Here is a 17,177-nt window from a genome sequence, read left to right as displayed (position 1 = left end):
TTCGTTTTAGGATGGGTATTTGTATAGGGAAGGATAACACCTGTTATTCATAGATAAATCTATAGGGATTAGAGTGTCAGAATTAATTTGGGGACTCATCTTTACGTTTCCCATGTAGCCGCATAGACTTACCATAGAGGCGGTTTGTAGAATTAGATGAAATGAAGTAGCCGATTTCTTCTACCTGTTTTATATTCTATAGTGAGGTGTTTATCGTGGAAGGTAAAAAATTTGTTCTTATGCTTTTACTTTTTTGCTTGTTCGGTATTATAGGACTAATCGCTTTAATGTATGGATTTCTCTGGTTAGTTTTCAATGGATAGTTTATAAAATCAACATTTGACCACAAAAATTGGAGGCAATAATTTGAACGAATCAAGACAAAATACAGGTAGAGGCAGACCAAGAATTTTGAGTGAAAAAGAGATTAAACGTTGGCAAGATACATATGGTGAAGATATTCAAATTGTGGATTATAAAAAGCGCGCAATAAAGTATAGTTTGATTGCAAGAGAATGTGGTCTAATCAGCAAAGATGAGGAATTTGCTTATTTTTTACTCTACGGTTCAGTTAATTCGAGAATAAATAATACTAAACATGGTGATGAGTACTATCGACGTGTACCCTGCGAATGGACTATTCCTGAGGAGACAGTGGAGCAGATTATCAAGTGCAAACCTGAAATGTGGTTGGAGTGGAAGAGGCTTACAGCAATATACTTGGAAAAGGGGAGGCCAAGAGGATTACGCCCCAGCATTGACAGAACAGATGAAACAGAGGGCTACACGCTTGCCAATATAGCTGCCCTTAGTCAACATGACAATACCAAACGGGCGACAGCTCAACCTCACTTTTTGATAAAAATGTACGACTCTAGAAATCCTGAAAGCTCAAGAACGTTCAGGAAATACGATACTAAACGGGAAGCTCTAGAGGCTATTGGCCTGTCTCAAACAGAATCAGATAGTGGGAATTATTATGAAGCAGATGGTTGTGTATACCTCTTGCAATCATCTGCCCTTACGCATGGGGAAAAGGAATTGATCCAGAAAGAGGACGACGATGATAAAGAGAAGACATATAGAGGATCAATTTTAATAGCAACACTAGAACTTGGCGATGGACGTACCGCAACAATAAGCAAAGAATTTACATATACTCAGTCAGCAGTAATAATCAAGGAACCTATAGAAGAATGAACATACATAAAGGTCGCTTCAGACGAAAGTTAAAGGCTGTTTAAGAGGGGTTAGAGTTAGGGGAATAGAAGTATAGGTAGCAAGTTAGGAAGGCATAGAATTAAAAATAGAACGCTTGAATTATACATATAGCAGCACATAGTAAGCACTTTGACAAAAATACATAGCTTAGAGGAATGTGATATTTATACATCAGATTATTCAAGGATGTAGCCGTGACATAGGGACAATCTCATCGTTCATACACTATCCATGTGAGCTTAAAGACGGGTGGTGTATAACAATGAAGAAGAATGAATTCACCTTTGTTCCTGTTTTTAATCCAGTATCAGACCAATACATAAATAATGATAAACCATTGCAGAATGTCCTAGAAATTATACTTGAACAAATAAGTAATCAATCAACAAAAAGCGAAGACGATGTGTAACAGCATCGTTTTTTCTTTATTTATATACAGTAATGAGCATAGGATTTATAATGAACACAAAACAAAGTGAGGTGTACACAATTGAATGCTTACATAACGGCTATTTATCCAAGAGTATCTACAGGAATGCAAGCTTCCGAGGGTACAAGTTTGGAAGGTCAAGTGGAGATCTGTTGTAATAAGGCGCGTAAATTAGGAATTCAGGAAAATACTCTACAGGTCTATCAAGAAGAAGGGTTTACAGGGGAGGACATTGATCGTCCTGCTCTTAACCGTTTGATGCAAGACATTAAGCTAGGTAAAATCAAATCGCTAATTGTGACGCATCCCGACAGGCTGACAAGAGATCTGACCGACAAACTCATTATTTGCCGCGAGCTTGAAAAACATGATGTAGAGCTTATTTTCGTAGATACAGAATATAAAAACACACCTGAAGGCCAGTTGTTTTTTAACATGATGTCGTCTATTGCTCAGTATGAGTTATCCCTAATTAAAAAGCGTACTGTGCGTGGTAGGCTCAGAGCGGTTGAAAAAGACAAAAAAATTATGCCAATGCGTGTAGCACCTTATGGATATGATCTTGTTGATGGTCAGCTTATAATCAATGAAGAGGAAGCTGAATTCGTTCAATTTATCTATCATTGGTATGTTCATGATTCCAAAACGATGAAGCAGATTGGTGAAAACTTATATTTGATGGGCGCTATTCCTAAACGAGCAGAAAGTAAGCAGTGGAGTGCCAGTTCTATTGGTCGCGTCCTGACTTCAGAAATTTATATCGGTAAATATTACTATAACCGCAGATCAACGAAGAAGATTAAAGGTGAAAAAACAGCAACAGGTAAAGCTAAAAAGACTTACACTATAAGGAATAAGGAAGAATGGATAAGTGTAGATGTGCCTCCATTAATAGATTTGGGAACTTTTGAACTTGCCCAGAAAAAGAAGCGAACTAATTTTACACGTACAGGTCGGAATGTTAAGCACCATTATTTGTTAAGATCGTTAATCAAGTGTAGTCACTGTGGACGTGTGTGGGAAGCAACAAGCTATCCGGGTAAAGCTAAAAACGGTGAGAAGAAGAGTTACCCCATTTACAGATGTGCTAACAAATACCCCAAAAGGTATGGTGAAGGGGTAGAAAAGTGCGATATTCCGGTGATCCGAACTGAAATTCTTGATGAGTATATATGGGGAATAATTGTAAATGTTCTGAACAATCCTGAACACCTAAAAAATGATCTTTCAAAAAAGGATAGCCATGCTACAGATGAACTCATGAATTTGAAAAATATCTTCGAAAAACAGATAGAAGAGAAGGAAAAGGAAAGAGAGAAAATAAAGTTTATGTTTAGGAAAGGTGTTATTGAGGAGGATGAATTGGAAACTGATATGACCACTTTAAATAAAGAGGTAAAAAGAATTCAAGGAGAACTTGGACGACTTGAGGAAAAAATATCTTTATTGAATCGGCAGTCGATGTCTGAGGATGTCATTAAAGTGATGGTATCTAAATATCAGGAAGTATTAAACAATGAATTAGCACCAGAGATAAAAAGAAGGATTGTGGAAAATCTGATTGATGAAATTATAATCCGATATGACCATGAAAAGAAACAATTTAACTTATCCTTCTATGGGTTCCTAAACAGAATGGTGGATGGATTTTCAAAAGATAATTACTTTGTTTCTGGAACACAACGTGAAAAAATTCGATAACACCGGCGAAGATTTGGAGGATCTTATATCCATCGGCACCATCGGACTGATCAAGGCCATCGAAAGCTTTCAGACCGGGAAAGGCACCAAGCTGGCAACTTTTGCAGCCCGTTGTATAGAAAATGAAATCCTGATGCATTTGCGATCTCTGAAAAAAACACGCAAAGATGTATCACTCCACGATCCTATAGGGACTGATAAGGAAGGCAACGAGATTACTTTGATTGATATCCTCGGCACCGAGGCGGACGATATTGTAGATAAAGTACAACTTAAAATCGAGAAGAGTAAAATCTATCGCAACCTGGATATTTTAGATGAGCGTGAAAAAGAAGTGGTGATTGGCCGTTTCGGTCTGGAAGCCGGAGGAGAGGAACGAACACAGCGGGAAATTGCCAGAGAGCTGGGGATTTCGCGTTCGTATGTGTCCCGCATTGAAAAGCGTGCATTAATGAAGCTGTACCATGAATTTTACAAGCAGAAGGGGTAATGGATAAGGAGATATATGAAGCCGCTTGAGGCCCTTAACAGGGCCTTTTTAGGTCTTTTTCATAGTTCAATTACTTGCTTCTTTTCAGAGGCGTGTTTAAATTGCATCCCCCTCTGCCCATCCAATATTCTTATATAAGGCTATCCTATAAAAACAACTGCTCCTTTTCGCTTAAATAATAACTATTTTGCTATGTATTTTCATTTAAAACGCAAATAAAAGCCTGTAGTGTTTTTCTACACTACAGGATAAAAATGCTTGATATATTGGGTATTTTCACTTCATCAGGACAAGCTCCTTCGCTAGTTGGCTCTCTTGGATTGAATTTATTTTCCTACATACTCATCCAAAAAGCGATCTACTCTTTTGAAATATTCAGTGGGGTAATGGTTGATGGCATCGATGTGCTCCGTATTTTGCGGGTACCATACTTCTGCTTTTGGGTTATCTTTTAAGGACTCGTAAATAATTTCTGTATTTTTATAACTAATTTGCTGATCTCCAGTACCATGAATAAGCATAACTGGCTTGTCTTGCATCTTTTTTACCGCATCCATAGGAGATATGGAATCAAGATCAACCTTAAAGGCCCAACTTGCCATCCATGTCGATGTATAACTGAATGGAAACGCAGGTAAACCTGAAAAGAAGGGCAAACCCTCTCTCAGAAATAGACCAGCATTACGAAAAGGACTATCTGCAATTACGGCTTTGATGTCATCATTTTCATTTGCGGCCAGCAAAGTAGTAGCAGCACCCATTGAAAAGCCAATAACTCCAATGTTATCACCCGTATGGTCTCTCGATTTTAAATAGCTTACAGCTCCTAGCAAATCGTATTTTTCATTGAGGCCCAGTGTAATCAAATCACCATCGGATTTACCTTGTGAGCTGAGGTCAAATGCCAATACATTGTAGCCTTTCGGAACGAAATGCTCTACTAACTTTTGGGTCCGTCCTTTGACTAAACGATTGCTCGTATATCCATGGACGACAATAATTGTCTTATTACTTTCTTTACCAGAAAGACCGCTTGCAGGAAAGAAGGAGCCTCTAATCGTATTATCATTTTTCAAACTCTTGAACTCGACCTCTTCGTAGGGAGTTTTATCGATATTCAATCCGTAGCTGACATTAGTGTCTCTAGGATGGTGCAACAAGGTGTCTACTACTTTATAAGATATAAAAAATACAAGAGCCATCACAAGCAAAAGCACGATCCCTAGGCTCCATAAAATTTTCTTTCGTTTTTTTACACGAACGTTAAATGTTAGATCGGGTTGTAATGATGCCTGACTCATTCAGACTCCTCCAGTTTTTCTTTAGGTTGTATGGGTGCGAACAAATAAAAGGCATGCCCCTTCAGATTTTCCCACTCGGGATGATGAATAATACTTTCTGCAAGAGTTAAGCCCACTCCATTTAAGAAAGAGATATAGGCACGAGAGATCATTGCTGGAGAAAAGCTTTTGTTGAATTCTCCCATTAACTGTCCCTTGGCATAGACGCATTCGATCGCATCTGTCATTACCTTTATACTTTCAAGGACCTTCTGTGTAAGTTCAGGGAATCTTATTCGTTGTCCTAAGACAGATTGAACAAGCCGCAATTCATTTATATAGAAGTAGATATGGTTGAATTGTTCTGCCACCATGTTCTTAATCAATACGCCCGGCGTCTCCTCTTGTTGTAGACAAGCAAGCGATTTCGCCTGAATATCAGCAAGCGGCTCAAGAACAGCGGCGTAGTATAAAGCTTCTTTGCTAGGGAAATATTGAAAAATGGTTCCAGGAGTCACTCCTACACTCTGCGCAATGATTGCCGTTGTGGTATTAGAATATCCACTTTCTGCGAACAGGACAACAGCTTCTTCTAGGATACGTTTACGCCGCTCCAGTCTTTTTTCTTCATTGATGGGTCTTGCCAAATGTATTCCCCTTTCTCTAAACTAAACTTTTATTAATTAAATGATTGATCATTTAATTAATAATATATCTTAAATTACGACTTATAGCAAGAGTGAATTTATCTTACTTACGAGCAGGGTGAACCTCAACAATAAAAATAAGCCGTAGTGCTGCCCAACATGCGCCTCCGGCTTGTTTTTATCAGGTTATTTTGGATGAGTACACGTTCCGCCTTCCTTAAATTTGATAAACCAGTGAAGATTTGGAGGACCTCATATCCTTCGGTACCATCGGACTGATCAAGGCCATTGAAAGTCAAACAGAAGGGATAAATGACAAAGGAGATCCGTTGAACTCCCGCAATATTTGAAGGCCCTAATCAGGGCCTTTTTTCATTACTTGTATTTCGAACAGAATTCAAAAGGGTATGGGTAGAGCGCAGGATCATGATTATGACATCAGCTGGACGAATAACCTTACGGAACGCGGACGTAGTGGCGAGTCTAAATTTTCGCACGATGACTCTACGAGAAAATTTGTTTATACTTTAACTACTTAATAGTGAATGCAATGGATATGAGGTGGAACTAATGATTCTGGTAAGTTCGTGTTTGGCGGGCATGAAGGTACGATATAACGGGACGGATAGCCTGGATGTACATATTCAGAAGTTGGTAGAGGAAAAGAAGGCTATGACAATCTGTCCTGAGCTTTTGGGGGGCTTTGTGACTCCGAGAGAGCCTGCTGAGATTGTTGGAGGGACAGGGGAGGATGTGCTGAACGGCACAGCCAAGGTGGTCGAGTTTTCAGGCAACGATGTCAGCAATATGTACATTAGAGGTGCGTACGAAGCCCTGAATATAGCCAGAGAGGTTAACGCAACATTTGTTGTTTTAAAAGAAAATAGCCCGTCCTGCGGATCAGCAGCAATATATAATGGGTCATTCGAAAACCGTAAAATAGCAGGTAACGGGGTAACCTCGGCTTTGTTAAAAAAGGAAGGCTTTAAGGTCATATCGGAAGAACAAATATCGGATATTTTCTTGGATTAAATATGAAATGGTAGATCAAGCGCCTTGCTAGCTTACAGGCTTATACCTGCGAGCGCAAGACGCTTGTTTGTGCTGTGTGCCGCTATACAATTAGACATCACATTATTTAAGCTTTAATGCAAGAATTCCTAGGTATTCCTTGAGGGCTGTTCCGGTTGTAGACATGGCCCCAGCAGACGGCGAGAGCTTGCCAGCATACAGTGCCAGCTTTTCACTTGCCAGATAGTCGGTAGGATAAGCTATGACCTGCATGCCTGCACGCTGAAATTCCAGTGCAGCACGTGGCATATGGAAAGCGGAGGTCACCAGAACAGGTCTAGTGAGTTGATGTTTTCCCAAAATTTGCGATGTATATACGGCATTTTGCTGTGTGTTCAAAGAACGGTTTTCGATCAGAATGTCCTTTGCCGGAATACCGAGTCCTAGTAGCTGCCTCTGCGCAATATTTGCTTCATTACCACTGTCTCCAAACACTTGCCCGCCGGAGAAAAGAATAGGTAAGCCTGTTGCTTCGTGCAGTCGGGCCGCAGTGAGCAGTCGATTAGCCGCAGATCCTAGCAGATTGCCTTGTCCATTGATGTCGGGGGTTCCCTGTGTGGCTCCGCCCCCAAGTACGACAATGACATCGCCTTGAACGGTACGGGGTTGTGAGTACTGTTTTTCCAGGCTACTGATTAACAAATCTCCAGCCAAATTGGTCGAGGAAACATACAGCAGCAATGTGACAAGAAGCAATACGACCGCAGGTATACGTGCCCTTTTCCATAGCCAGATCACGAGCCCTGCCATCACCAGGATGAACAAACCGGGAGGGAGCACAAAGCTGTACAAAAATTTGATGATATAAATCAAGTGCAGACAACCTCCTATCCTTATAAGCTTTATCTATCTTTTTGGTATATTGTAACATAGGAAAATGACTGGATTCCTCTGTCCGAAGACATACCTCGATGAACAAGCGGGCATGAAAGGTGGAGCTTTCCAATACATATTTTTTGTTTGATAAAGTTGTTCTGTAGGCGTAGTATATAAAGTCTAGTGATTTTTTTCATAGAGGAGCGATAGCGTCATGGGAGAGTTAACGACAGCCAAGCGGATGATGATGATCGCGCTACTGGTTGTATTATGGGGCATTTCTTGGCCCATTTATAAAGTGGCATTGGAATTCACACCTCCATTGTTGTTTGCAGGGCTACGTACACTGCTGGGCGGTCTGCTGTTGGGAGTGATTTTAGTACCGAGATGGAATCGCATTCGTTGGAAAGAAAATTGGCGGGTGTATGCTATTTCAGGTATTTTTAACGTGGTACTGTTTTATGGCCTGCAGACAGTGGGACTAATGTACGTCCCCTCCGGCTTGTTTTCTGTGCTGGTATATCTCCAGCCTGTGTTGGTCGGTATTTTTGCATGGATGTGGCTAGGGGAAGCGATGTCCAGACTCAAGGTGATTGGATTGATCATCGGATTTTTGGGCGTTGCAGCTGTCAGTGTGGGCGGATTTTCAGGGCATGTGGCTGTGGCAGGTGTAATCATCGCCATTATTACAGCCGTGAGCTGGGCATTGGGAACGGTATATGTGAAAAAGGTAAACCAGCGTGTGGATTCGCTGTGGCTGGTTGCATTCCAATGTACACTGGGAGGCATCGTGCTGACGGGAGCTGGAACGGTGACGGAAAACTGGTCGGATATCGTATGGAATGTCCCGTATGTGTCAGGGCTGATATTCGGCACGGTGTTGGGAATTTCACTTTCCTGGTTGCTGTATTTCACACTTGTTAATTCAGGGGATGCGAGTAAGGTTGCGTCTTATACGTTTTTGGTGCCTGTGATCTCGGTGTTTGTCAGCTCGTTGGTGCTGGGCGAAGCGATTACGGCTTTCCTGCTTATCGGGTTAATCTTAATCGGGCTTAGCATTTATTTGGTTAATCGCAGAGCGAGAGTAGTACGACAAGCTTGAGCGTAGTAGTTGAAATCCAAGAGATTGAAAGATAGAACTTGAAACTATAGTAACAACAAGGGACTCTTGCACAGTAGCAGGGTCCCTTTTTATATGCCGACAGGAGACACAGCAACGTGGGCTTTGACCTGCCTAATTCGAGAGTTTAAGGGGTTTCCTCCCTGGGGAGTTGGTTAAGATTATGATATGGATGACAGCATACAACCAAGCAAAGAAGGGAGATGCGGACGATGGCACGAAAATTGTTGATTACAGGTGCAGCAGGTACAATTGGGAAAGTATTGTATGAAGGGCTAAAAGCGGAAGGTAAATATGAAATAATCGCTGCTGATGTGAAGAGGGATGAAGAGGCAGGGATTGTGGAAATGGATATACATGATGCTGCACGACTGGCTGAGCTTACACGCGGAGTGGATACGGTACTGCATTTTGCATGGATCAAGGATGAAGGGGATTTCCTCGGCAAAGTGCTGTCTGGCAATGTTAGTGGAGCCTACAAGCTGTATGAAGCTGCGGTCAAAAATGGGGTAAAACGCATTGTTTTTGCCAGTTCCAATCATGCCACAGGGTTTTATAAAGTAGGCGAAAGCATAGATGTAGAAGATCCCTACCGACCCGACAGTTTTTATGGATTGAGTAAGTGCTACATTGAACTGTTGGGACGGCTGTATGCCGATCAGGGCAAAATATCTTCCATTAATATCCGTATCGGAAATTTTCCTGGGGATGATCGGCCCCATTCGGAGCGCGCCGCTCATATTTGGATTTCCGAGCGCGATATGATCCGTCTGACCGTCTGCTGTATCGAAGCTTGTCCGGAGATAAGCTATCTTAATTTGTACGGTACGTCAGCCAATACGGATAATTATTATGACATTGGCTACTTGGAAGAACAAATCGGATATAAGCCGCAGGATAACGCCGCCGAGCTGCTGGAGCAGGCAAAGAAAATCGGATTTTGGGTAAAACAGGATGAAACCACATTCCAGGGTGGGCAAAAGGAGTAGATTAGATCGTTCAAATATGCTTTATGAATAGGCTTAAGGCGTCGATTAGACGCCTCATATTACACAAAACTTCACAAATATCCGAATTGTTCACTCCTCAGGACACTCCTTTGTTCATGAAGCATGAGAGGCTTCACTTTTCATTTTGAATGCGCTTACATAATATATAGTTATACGACGGCGGTGCTACAAACCTTGCTGTCGGTAACGTATACAGAGGGGGAGTGACTCACATTGAATCAGCCTATGCCCAAAAATTCTGCAATGCTTACAACGGATTCCCGCCTGAACGGTAAGAGGCTGGGAACGGGTAGGAAACACGGGTTCTTCTATGAACTGTTCCGCAATCGGGTATTATTTTTGATGTTGTTGCCCACTTTAATTTTTTTCTTCATTAATTCCTACATTCCTATGGTGGGTATTTATTATGCATTTACCCAGTTCGACTTTAATACCAGCCTGTTTGATGCCAAGTTCGTCGGACTCCAAAATTTTCGCTTTCTATGGCAATCCGGCACGCTGACAAAACTGACATTGAATACGGTCGGATACAATGCAGCGTTTATTTTACTCGGTAACGTGCTAGCGATTGTTCTCGCTATTTTGCTGAATGAGCTGAGAGGCCGCTACTTTAAAAAGATCGCTCAATCCGTGATGTTCCTGCCTTATTTTGTTTCTTTCGTTATTCTAAGTGTTATCGTGTATAACATATTTAATTATGATAATGGTTTCCTGAATACGCTGCTGCTGCAATTTGGTGGTGAACGCGTGGATGTATACAACAAACCATGGGTATGGATTTTCCTGATTATCCTGTTCTATTTATGGAAAAATCTCGGCTACAGTATGGTGATCTATCTGGCAGCGATTACAGGTATCAGTGACGAATATTATGAGGCAGCTAAAATGGATGGGGCCAACATTTTTCAACGAATCTGGTACATTACCGTTCCTATGCTTAAATCGACATTCGTTGTGCTGCTGTTGTTTGCGCTTGGTAGTATTATGAAAGGACAATTTGATCTTTTTTATCAGTTAATCGGCAACAATGGGGTGCTGTACAATACGACGGATATTTTGGACACTTATGTGTACCGTTCGCTGAAAGTGACTTTTGATGTGGGGATGGCTTCGGCGGCAGGCGTATACCAATCATTATTCGGCTTTGTACTGATCATGACCGTGAACTATATCATCCGCAAGTTGAACGACGAGTATGCCTTATTCTAGAAAGGAGGACCCAAACGGATGGCGATCAAAGAGGATGTATACACTCGAATTTTTAAAATTATCTCTTATGTGATTATCATTATTGCTTCCATTGCTTGTTTACTCCCGTTTCTACTTATTATTTCGGCTTCACTGACCAGTAATGAATCGATTATCAGGGATGGATATCACTTTATACCACAGCAATTCTCACTGGAAGGTTACCGGACGGTGTTCACCTTTCCTGAAGAGGTGTTAAGGGCATACGGGGTGACGATTTTTACCACGGTTGTAGGTACGACGTTGGGCCTGTTCCTGATGACGATGGCAGGATATGTGCTGGCACGCAAAGATTTTAAATACCGTAATGCGTTTTCATTCTATATTTACTTTACGACGCTGTTCGGAGGCGGTTTGGTACCTTGGTACATTATGCTGACGAAGTATTTAGGATTGCTTGATACGTATACAGTGCTTATTTTCCCGGGATTGATGACTCCGTTTCTGATCATTTTAATGAAAAACTTCATTCGTTCCTCCATGCCGGAAGAGCTGTTCGAGTCCGCTAAAATTGACGGTGCGGGTGATTTTAAAATTTACTATCGAATTGTGTTGCCTTTATCTACACCGGGTATTGCCACTGTGGGACTGTTTCTGGCCTTGGCTTACTGGAATGATTGGTTCTCATCCTCACTCTTTATTAACGATCCGCATAAATACCAGTTGCAATATTATCTGTATAATGTAATTAACTCCATGCAATTTATCGCTCAAATGGGTGCAGGTACTGGCGTAACCCTTTCCAACGATATGCCGACAGAGTCGACCAAAATGGCAATGGCTATCGTGGTTACCGGACCTATTTTGCTGCTGTACCCGTTCGTACAGCGCTATTTTGTTAAGGGATTGACCATTGGTGCGGTAAAAGGCTAAAGTGGCACTCAAGGACTGTGATGGCATGACGTGCTGACGTTGTGCCATCTAAATAGCACTCTTTGTAAGCGTTTTATTTAATCAGACTACCATTTCAAAGGGAGGATTCACATGACATTCACAAAGAAAAGAAAACAACGCATGTCCATCCTGATTGCAGTAATGGTCATCACGGCGCTATTAGCCGGATGTGGAGGAGGTAGTGGAAACAGCGCTCAAAAAGCAAATGGAGAGGATGATAAATCCCAGAAAGTACAGCTGCAATTTTATATGCTGGGGGATGCTCCTAAGGACCTGCCTACCATTGAGACAGAGATCAATAAGTTGGCGGAAAAAGATCTGAATGCCACCGTCAAATTTAACTATACGACGTGGACAGACTGGGATCAAAAATATAAGCTGTTATTGTCTTCGGGTCAGCCTATCGACCTGATCTTCACTGCAGATTGGACGCAGTATCAGGCCTATGCCAAAAAGGGCGCATTCCTGCCGCTAGACGATCTGCTGCCTAAGGCTGCACCTGTCTTGCAAAAATTTGTGCCTCAGGACATGTGGGATGGAGTTAAAATCGGAGGCAAAATTTATACCGTGCCTGGCACGTATAAAGAATATGTCACAAACGGTTTTGTATGGCGTGAGGATTTACGTGAGAAGTACAATTTGCCTAAACCGACAGATATGAAAAGTTATGAGGCTTATATGGATGGGATACGTCAGCATGAGCCAAATATGAAAACCGTATCTCTGAACAGCGATATTAAGGGAAATCTGCATGATCGATATACCGAATTAGTAACGAAGAGTGTGGGCACACTGCCTTACGGTATCGGTATTAAATACGAAAAACCAACAGAGGTATATAAATTTTGGGGCTCGGATGAACAAAAGGAAGAGCTGAACACTTACAAACGCTGGGCCGATAAAGGATTCATTCCCAAAAACGTATTAAACGTAAAAGATACGCTTCAGGATCAAGTGACTTCTGGTAAAGCAGCGAGTATTTTCGGTGACAATCCAACCCGGTTTAATGATATGGTCATTAAGCTCAAAGCATCTCACCCGGACTGGAAGCTCGAGTACTACCCATTCCCTTTGACGACAGGTTATGCAACTCCAGTGCATCCGATTCATAACGGCTTTGCGATTCCAAAAAGCAGCCCGAATCCAGCGCGCGCATTGGCCTTTTATGAAAAGCTGGTGACGGACAAACGCTATAACCTGCTCACGCAATATGGTATTGAAGGCAAAAACTACGAAGTCAAAGATGGTTACTACCAAATGATAGGTAGCGGCAGTACTAATGGATTTTCACGCGAAGGTATGAATAGTTGGGCTTGGCGTAACCCGGAATACATGCTGTTTGATTCTGGCTTTGACCGTGTGAAGAAAATTTTTGCCGAGCTGGATAAAATCCAGAAGCCTGACCTGTTTACCGGCTTTGCAGAAGACTACACGACATATCAAGCAGAAAAAGCAGCTCTAGAACAGGTTGAGAAGCAATATCTGTATCCGCTCCAAGCTGGACTGATCGACAATGTAGATCAAGGCTTGCAGACCTTCTTGCAAAAGGCAAACCAAGCTGGTTTGGAGAAAATTCAAACCGAATATACAAAACAATGGGAAGCCTATGTAAAGGAGAAGGGGATTAAATAAAACATAAAGAATTGTGATAAAGAAAAAAGCAAGTCTCCAGAAAGTTGGAGGCTTGCTTTTTTAATGTCAGTCTATTTTTTGGGAGCAATGTTCCGTTCTCGGAGCAGGCGTGTAGAGCAGTTTACTTATTGCGCATTTGCTTTAGAACGGCGAAAATCTGTCGGTGTTACACCCAAGCTACGTTTGAACATACGATGGAAATAAGAGCTACTCGCAAATCCGGTTTGTTCTGCTACGTCAGCTACGGACCAGTCGGTCTGTTCCAGCAGCTCACAGGCCTTGCGAATACGAAGTTGTTGGATGACGTCCACGATAGTTGACATGGTCTGTTGCTTATATAGCCTACTGACATAGATCGGCGACATATCCAGTTCTTCCGCAATCTGATTGAGACAAAAATTGGGATCCGTATAGGCTTGCTCCATTCGTTCATTAATTTGCCGTACCAGTCGTTCCTGCTTCGTGTTTCGTTTTTCCGATAGACTGGAGCGAATATGATCAAAGACCAATTGATAATGATCAATAAGATTCTCAGCGGTCTCTAACCGATCAGCGGATGGTAATTCAGATTTAGATTCTATAGCAAATCCATTGAGCTCACTGATATGCCGAACAGCATTATTTACACTCATGATGAGCCGGGATATCGCCACTTGAACAGAGGAAAAAGGATATTTTTCCATATGCATCAATAATTCTTTGAACATACTGTGTGCATCCTCCGTATGACCAGACAGTAGCATATCTAGCATTTTTTTCTCTTTATCGGCTGGATATACGTAAGTATTTTGGATATCCTCCTCTGTAGTGTTTTGCGCATTAATAATGCATCTGTGCCCCTGAAAAAATCGGTGCATAGATGCGTCTTGTACTTGGCGGTACAGCAGATGCAGCCGTTCTGGTTGACTCGTGATGGCACTGTAAGTTAATGAAACACTCAGCTTCAAATATTCAAAGCAAGCTTCACGTATTTGGCGTAATAAGGTTTCTAGCAGTACAGTGTCTGTATGTTCTGCGGGATCGAGAATGTTAAGCATCAGCAGTACACTGTCCTCATCCATATCAACGGTCTCCACCTGGTACGTCTGTCCGCATATTTCAGAAGCAATGTTCATGATTGCAAACTTATAGGGTAGCAGATCAGGTCCACGTTCGCTTTGCCATCGGGTATATTCATCTATGCGCAGCAGCACAAGGCGGTAGTCTTTGTCAAACTGGAACGTAATCCCAAGCTCGCGCAATCGTTCCGGTTCTTCACCGGTAGGAAGATTTCGAATTCCCCGGATCACATTTTTCAAAATGTTTTGCCGGATCGTGTACATACTGTTTCGTTTCTCTGATTCCAGTGAATTCATATGCACAACAATTTGGCCAATAGGCGTATACAGCATTTTGGACAGCAGCCACGAAGCCACGAATCCTGCCAATGCAATGATGGCGGCTATCAGTAACATCGCATTACGAATAACACTTGCCATTTTGATAACGCTTTCATACGGTGTGACACTAATATACTGCCAACCTAGTCCATCTGGAGAGGTGTAGGAAATGAGTGATCTTTTACCATGAAAGTCTTCTACAAAATAGCCTGTTTCTTGTTTTTTGACTCTCGTGTGCAGCCATAGCTGTTCTTTTTCGTTCAAAGTTTCGTCTGTCAATGTTGTACCAGACAACAGTCTGCCCTGATCGTCTAAAATATAAGCGGTCCCGCCTGAGATTGGATTCGCCGCCATTTCCTTGTTCATCCAGGCCGCCGACACATTCACAATCACAGCCGAATTTATCGCTTCGTTCGAGTTAATTGCGTCATAACATAAATACGTATAGGCTGCGATATCTGGGCTTGCTTGCTCTACTTCAGCTCCGGAGTCTGAGGCAGACAGCAGTGGATACGTGCGTGGAATAGGCGTAAAGGGTTTATAGTCCTGATAATGATCCAGCACGCGAATGATATCTGTATCAGCCAGTTCATGTTTGCTGAATAGCCCGTTTTGACCTTGTGAGGAAGCAATGTAGAAGGTGCCGCTTTTAGGGTTAAACACGTAGATGGATTCGATATACGGCATGGAGTTAAGATAATTGTTCAATTCGGTCATGGCAGCGGTTACATCATATACATTAGGTTTTGGATAATACAACAACTTGGACAGGGTACTGCTGCGATACATTTGGAATGCCAACGACTGAGCAATAGATGTCATGTTAATAACCTCTCTGCTTCTCAACGTCAAGCTGTTGTGATTAGCCTCGAATGCCTGCTCCTTTTCCACGCGAATATAGTAAAAATAATACACAGTGGTGGATACCAGCAACGTTAGCGTAATACATAACGTAATGCTGACCAGCAATTTGCTGTGAAGCTTGTGATGCTTTTTGAAATTGCTCATATGAACAGGCCTCCTGTCTGTGTGCACGTAGCTGTAAAGTACACCCTATTTATGTATTCATTATACGTGTGATCTTGTGAACAGGACAGTGAACAAACCGATTCTTTGTGAAAAATAATAATTTTTTCGTAAAAAGGCCAGGAACACTTATACGCATTGGATTGCGTCGGTTCCCGGCCGGGTTTGTCTATTCAAATAAAAGAAGAAAGATGACGGTACTACAATTAGTCAGGAAATTGAACGTTACCTTTAACGATATAGGCTCCGCCTGTACCATTTTCCGCTAGAGCTGGGATTGTATCGTTCAGCACGACACCACGAATGTCCGTAATCCGTATTTTCAGAGGTTGTTTTCCTAAGTTAGTACCTAGAAAGTGGTTGTAATCCTGTTTTTCGAGATTGAGCCATTGTCCGTTTTGTTGGACTTCCATCTTCAAGACCGGATATTTATGATTGCGTACTTGAATGGCTGCCCACCATTGGCTGCTGCCTTCTTTAATGCGGTAGGAGACATTGCCGTTAACCGGAGCTTTGACAACTTTCCATGAAATATTGATTTTTCCGTCTATTTGATTTCCAATCAGGTTGAACGCGTTTGGGGACAGATCGAGCGCGCCACTTGGACCTTCAGGGTAAAGATCAGTTACATATACGGTTGTTTTCCCTTTGGGACCTTGAACTTCCAAATAGGCTCCAGCTAATGCAGCTTTGATTCCGTTATAATTCAGTTGTGTGCGGTTAAGCGCTGTAATTTTGGCATCCGAAGGGATGGGATCAAGCAGTAATGCCCCTCCAGAGTAACCTGATCCCGTATATGTGGCGTACCCCGTGTATGTATCATTCCAAGCAGCTGAAGCGGGAAGGGCGAATAATACAAGACTTAGCAACGATGTCAGACCGATGGTTTTGAACTTTCGGAACGTCGATTTTTTTTGCATAATCATTTCCTCCTTATTCATTTAATAGATTCATATAGTAAATATAAACACTATATTACCTAATATTTCAAATTATACAATAGGACTTTGAGGCAAAAAGAAAATATTGAAGATGTTTGTCAACATACTCATAGGCCATATGGCGTGTTTTTTTAGAAATGGTTGTACAGATAAAGAATAAGGGGAGGATTAAGTAATGAGGACGAAACTAGGACTTTTGGATGAAGTCTTTTAAATAGAATAAGCGAACTATTGTTCTCCTTTTGTTTGTCGTATACAATCGAATCATGCT

15 protein-coding genes and 1 pseudogene are annotated in these 17,177 nt (G+C 41.8%); 11 read left to right on the top strand and 5 right to left on the bottom strand.

Translation table 11 applies throughout. The features are described from left to right. Positions 1–366 precede the first annotated feature (366 nt). The 4 genes from JOE49_RS23035 to sigK all read left to right on the top strand — a co-directional run bounded on the left by JOE49_RS23035 (position 367) and on the right by sigK (position 3,842). Positions 367–1,200 (top strand): hypothetical protein, encoded by an 834-nt coding sequence (locus JOE49_RS23035; RefSeq protein ID WP_209942962.1) that lies wholly within the window; start codon positions 367–369, stop codon positions 1,198–1,200. Between the two features lie 283 nt (positions 1,201–1,483). After that, the gene (locus JOE49_RS23030) at positions 1,484–1,630 is read left to right on the top strand and encodes a hypothetical protein (RefSeq protein ID WP_179085383.1); all 147 of its coding nucleotides are present in this window, start codon (positions 1,484–1,486) and stop codon (positions 1,628–1,630) included. Positions 1,631–1,711: 81 nt separating this feature from the next. After that, on the top strand, positions 1,712–3,352 hold the full coding sequence (locus tag JOE49_RS23025; protein ID WP_245248472.1) for a recombinase family protein: 1,641 nt from the start codon (positions 1,712–1,714) through the stop codon (positions 3,350–3,352). Beyond that, complete coding sequence (gene sigK / locus JOE49_RS23020) at positions 3,294–3,842, top strand: RNA polymerase sporulation sigma factor SigK (protein WP_075154484.1); 549 nt, start codon at positions 3,294–3,296, stop codon at positions 3,840–3,842. Before JOE49_RS23025 ends, sigK begins: the two co-directional genes overlap by 59 nt. A gap of 326 nt (positions 3,843–4,168) precedes the next feature. Here the strand turns inward: sigK and JOE49_RS23015 are convergent, their stop codons facing one another. Further along, positions 4,169–5,143, bottom strand: a complete 975-nt coding sequence (locus JOE49_RS23015; RefSeq protein ID WP_209942960.1) for an alpha/beta hydrolase — start codon at positions 5,141–5,143, stop codon at positions 4,169–4,171. Beyond that, positions 5,140–5,769, bottom strand: a complete 630-nt coding sequence (locus tag JOE49_RS23010; protein ID WP_023989549.1) for a TetR/AcrR family transcriptional regulator — start codon at positions 5,767–5,769, stop codon at positions 5,140–5,142. The genes JOE49_RS23015 and JOE49_RS23010 overlap by 4 nt, the downstream gene beginning before the upstream one ends. Before the next feature lie 230 nt (positions 5,770–5,999). Here JOE49_RS23010 and JOE49_RS26565 point away from each other — a divergent pair. Beyond that, positions 6,000–6,089: pseudogene (locus JOE49_RS26565) on the top strand (RNA polymerase subunit sigma-70); the annotation flags it as partial. A gap of 250 nt (positions 6,090–6,339) precedes the next feature. After that, positions 6,340–6,801 (top strand): 2-thiouracil desulfurase family protein, encoded by a 462-nt coding sequence (locus JOE49_RS23005; protein ID WP_068942415.1) that lies wholly within the window; start codon positions 6,340–6,342, stop codon positions 6,799–6,801. A 102-nt stretch (positions 6,802–6,903) separates the two neighbouring features. On the opposite strand, the gene JOE49_RS23000 is transcribed toward JOE49_RS23005, so the two are convergent. After that, positions 6,904–7,653 (bottom strand): YdcF family protein, encoded by a 750-nt coding sequence (locus tag JOE49_RS23000; protein ID WP_068942413.1) that lies wholly within the window; start codon positions 7,651–7,653, stop codon positions 6,904–6,906. Between the two features lie 217 nt (positions 7,654–7,870). On the opposite strand from JOE49_RS23000, the gene JOE49_RS22995 reads away from it, so the two are divergent. From JOE49_RS22995 to JOE49_RS22975, 5 genes are all read left to right on the top strand, one after another. Next, positions 7,871–8,758: a DMT family transporter gene (locus JOE49_RS22995; protein WP_209942958.1), complete on the top strand. Its 888-nt coding sequence runs from the start codon at positions 7,871–7,873 to the stop codon at positions 8,756–8,758. A 230-nt stretch (positions 8,759–8,988) separates the two neighbouring features. After that, positions 8,989–9,765, top strand: a complete 777-nt coding sequence (locus tag JOE49_RS22990) for an NAD-dependent epimerase/dehydratase family protein (RefSeq protein ID WP_209942956.1) — start codon at positions 8,989–8,991, stop codon at positions 9,763–9,765. 234 nt (positions 9,766–9,999) lie between these two features. Continuing rightward, positions 10,000–10,995, top strand: coding sequence for an ABC transporter permease (locus JOE49_RS22985; RefSeq protein WP_023989544.1), 996 nt, complete (start codon positions 10,000–10,002; stop codon positions 10,993–10,995). Between the two features lie 18 nt (positions 10,996–11,013). Then, positions 11,014–11,907, top strand: a complete 894-nt coding sequence (locus tag JOE49_RS22980) for a carbohydrate ABC transporter permease (protein ID WP_013311212.1) — start codon at positions 11,014–11,016, stop codon at positions 11,905–11,907. 111 nt (positions 11,908–12,018) lie between these two features. Beyond that, positions 12,019–13,560 carry an extracellular solute-binding protein gene (locus JOE49_RS22975; protein ID WP_209942954.1) on the top strand — a complete coding sequence of 514 codons (1,542 nt, stop codon included), beginning with the start codon at positions 12,019–12,021 and terminating at the stop codon, positions 13,558–13,560. A 125-nt stretch (positions 13,561–13,685) separates the two neighbouring features. On the opposite strand, the gene JOE49_RS22970 is transcribed toward JOE49_RS22975, so the two are convergent. Both JOE49_RS22970 and exlX read right to left on the bottom strand, forming a co-directional pair. Then, positions 13,686–15,947 carry a helix-turn-helix domain-containing protein gene (locus JOE49_RS22970; RefSeq protein WP_209942952.1) on the bottom strand — a complete coding sequence of 754 codons (2,262 nt, stop codon included), beginning with the start codon at positions 15,945–15,947 and terminating at the stop codon, positions 13,686–13,688. Between the two features lie 224 nt (positions 15,948–16,171). Next, positions 16,172–16,885, bottom strand: coding sequence for an expansin ExlX (gene exlX, locus JOE49_RS22965; protein WP_023989541.1), 714 nt, complete (start codon positions 16,883–16,885; stop codon positions 16,172–16,174). Positions 16,886–17,177: the final 292 nt, after the last annotated feature.

This window comes from Paenibacillus sp. PvR133 (assembly GCF_017833155.1).
GTDB classification, from domain to species: Bacteria; Bacillota; Bacilli; order Paenibacillales; family Paenibacillaceae; genus Paenibacillus; species Paenibacillus polymyxa_B.
Note: the sequence above shows the minus strand (reverse complement) of the source record. Positions and strands in the feature narration are given on the sequence as shown.

Coding starts and splice junctions, on each gene's coding strand:
- JOE49_RS23015 (WP_209942960.1), bottom strand. CDS start 5,143: ATGAGTCAGGCATCATTACAACCCGATCTAACATTTAACGTTCGTGTA.
- JOE49_RS22990 (WP_209942956.1), top strand. CDS start 8,989: ATGGCACGAAAATTGTTGATTACAGGTGCAGCAGGTACAATTGGGAAA.
- sigK (WP_075154484.1), top strand. CDS start 3,294: ATGGATTTTCAAAAGATAATTACTTTGTTTCTGGAACACAACGTGAAA.
- JOE49_RS22975 (WP_209942954.1), top strand. CDS start 12,019: ATGACATTCACAAAGAAAAGAAAACAACGCATGTCCATCCTGATTGCA.
- JOE49_RS22970 (WP_209942952.1), bottom strand. CDS start 15,947: ATGAGCAATTTCAAAAAGCATCACAAGCTTCACAGCAAATTGCTGGTC.
- JOE49_RS22980 (WP_013311212.1), top strand. CDS start 11,014: ATGGCGATCAAAGAGGATGTATACACTCGAATTTTTAAAATTATCTCT.
- JOE49_RS22995 (WP_209942958.1), top strand. CDS start 7,871: ATGGGAGAGTTAACGACAGCCAAGCGGATGATGATGATCGCGCTACTG.
- exlX (WP_023989541.1), bottom strand. CDS start 16,885: ATGCAAAAAAAATCGACGTTCCGAAAGTTCAAAACCATCGGTCTGACA.
- JOE49_RS23005 (WP_068942415.1), top strand. CDS start 6,340: ATGATTCTGGTAAGTTCGTGTTTGGCGGGCATGAAGGTACGATATAAC.
- JOE49_RS23030 (WP_179085383.1), top strand. CDS start 1,484: ATGAAGAAGAATGAATTCACCTTTGTTCCTGTTTTTAATCCAGTATCA.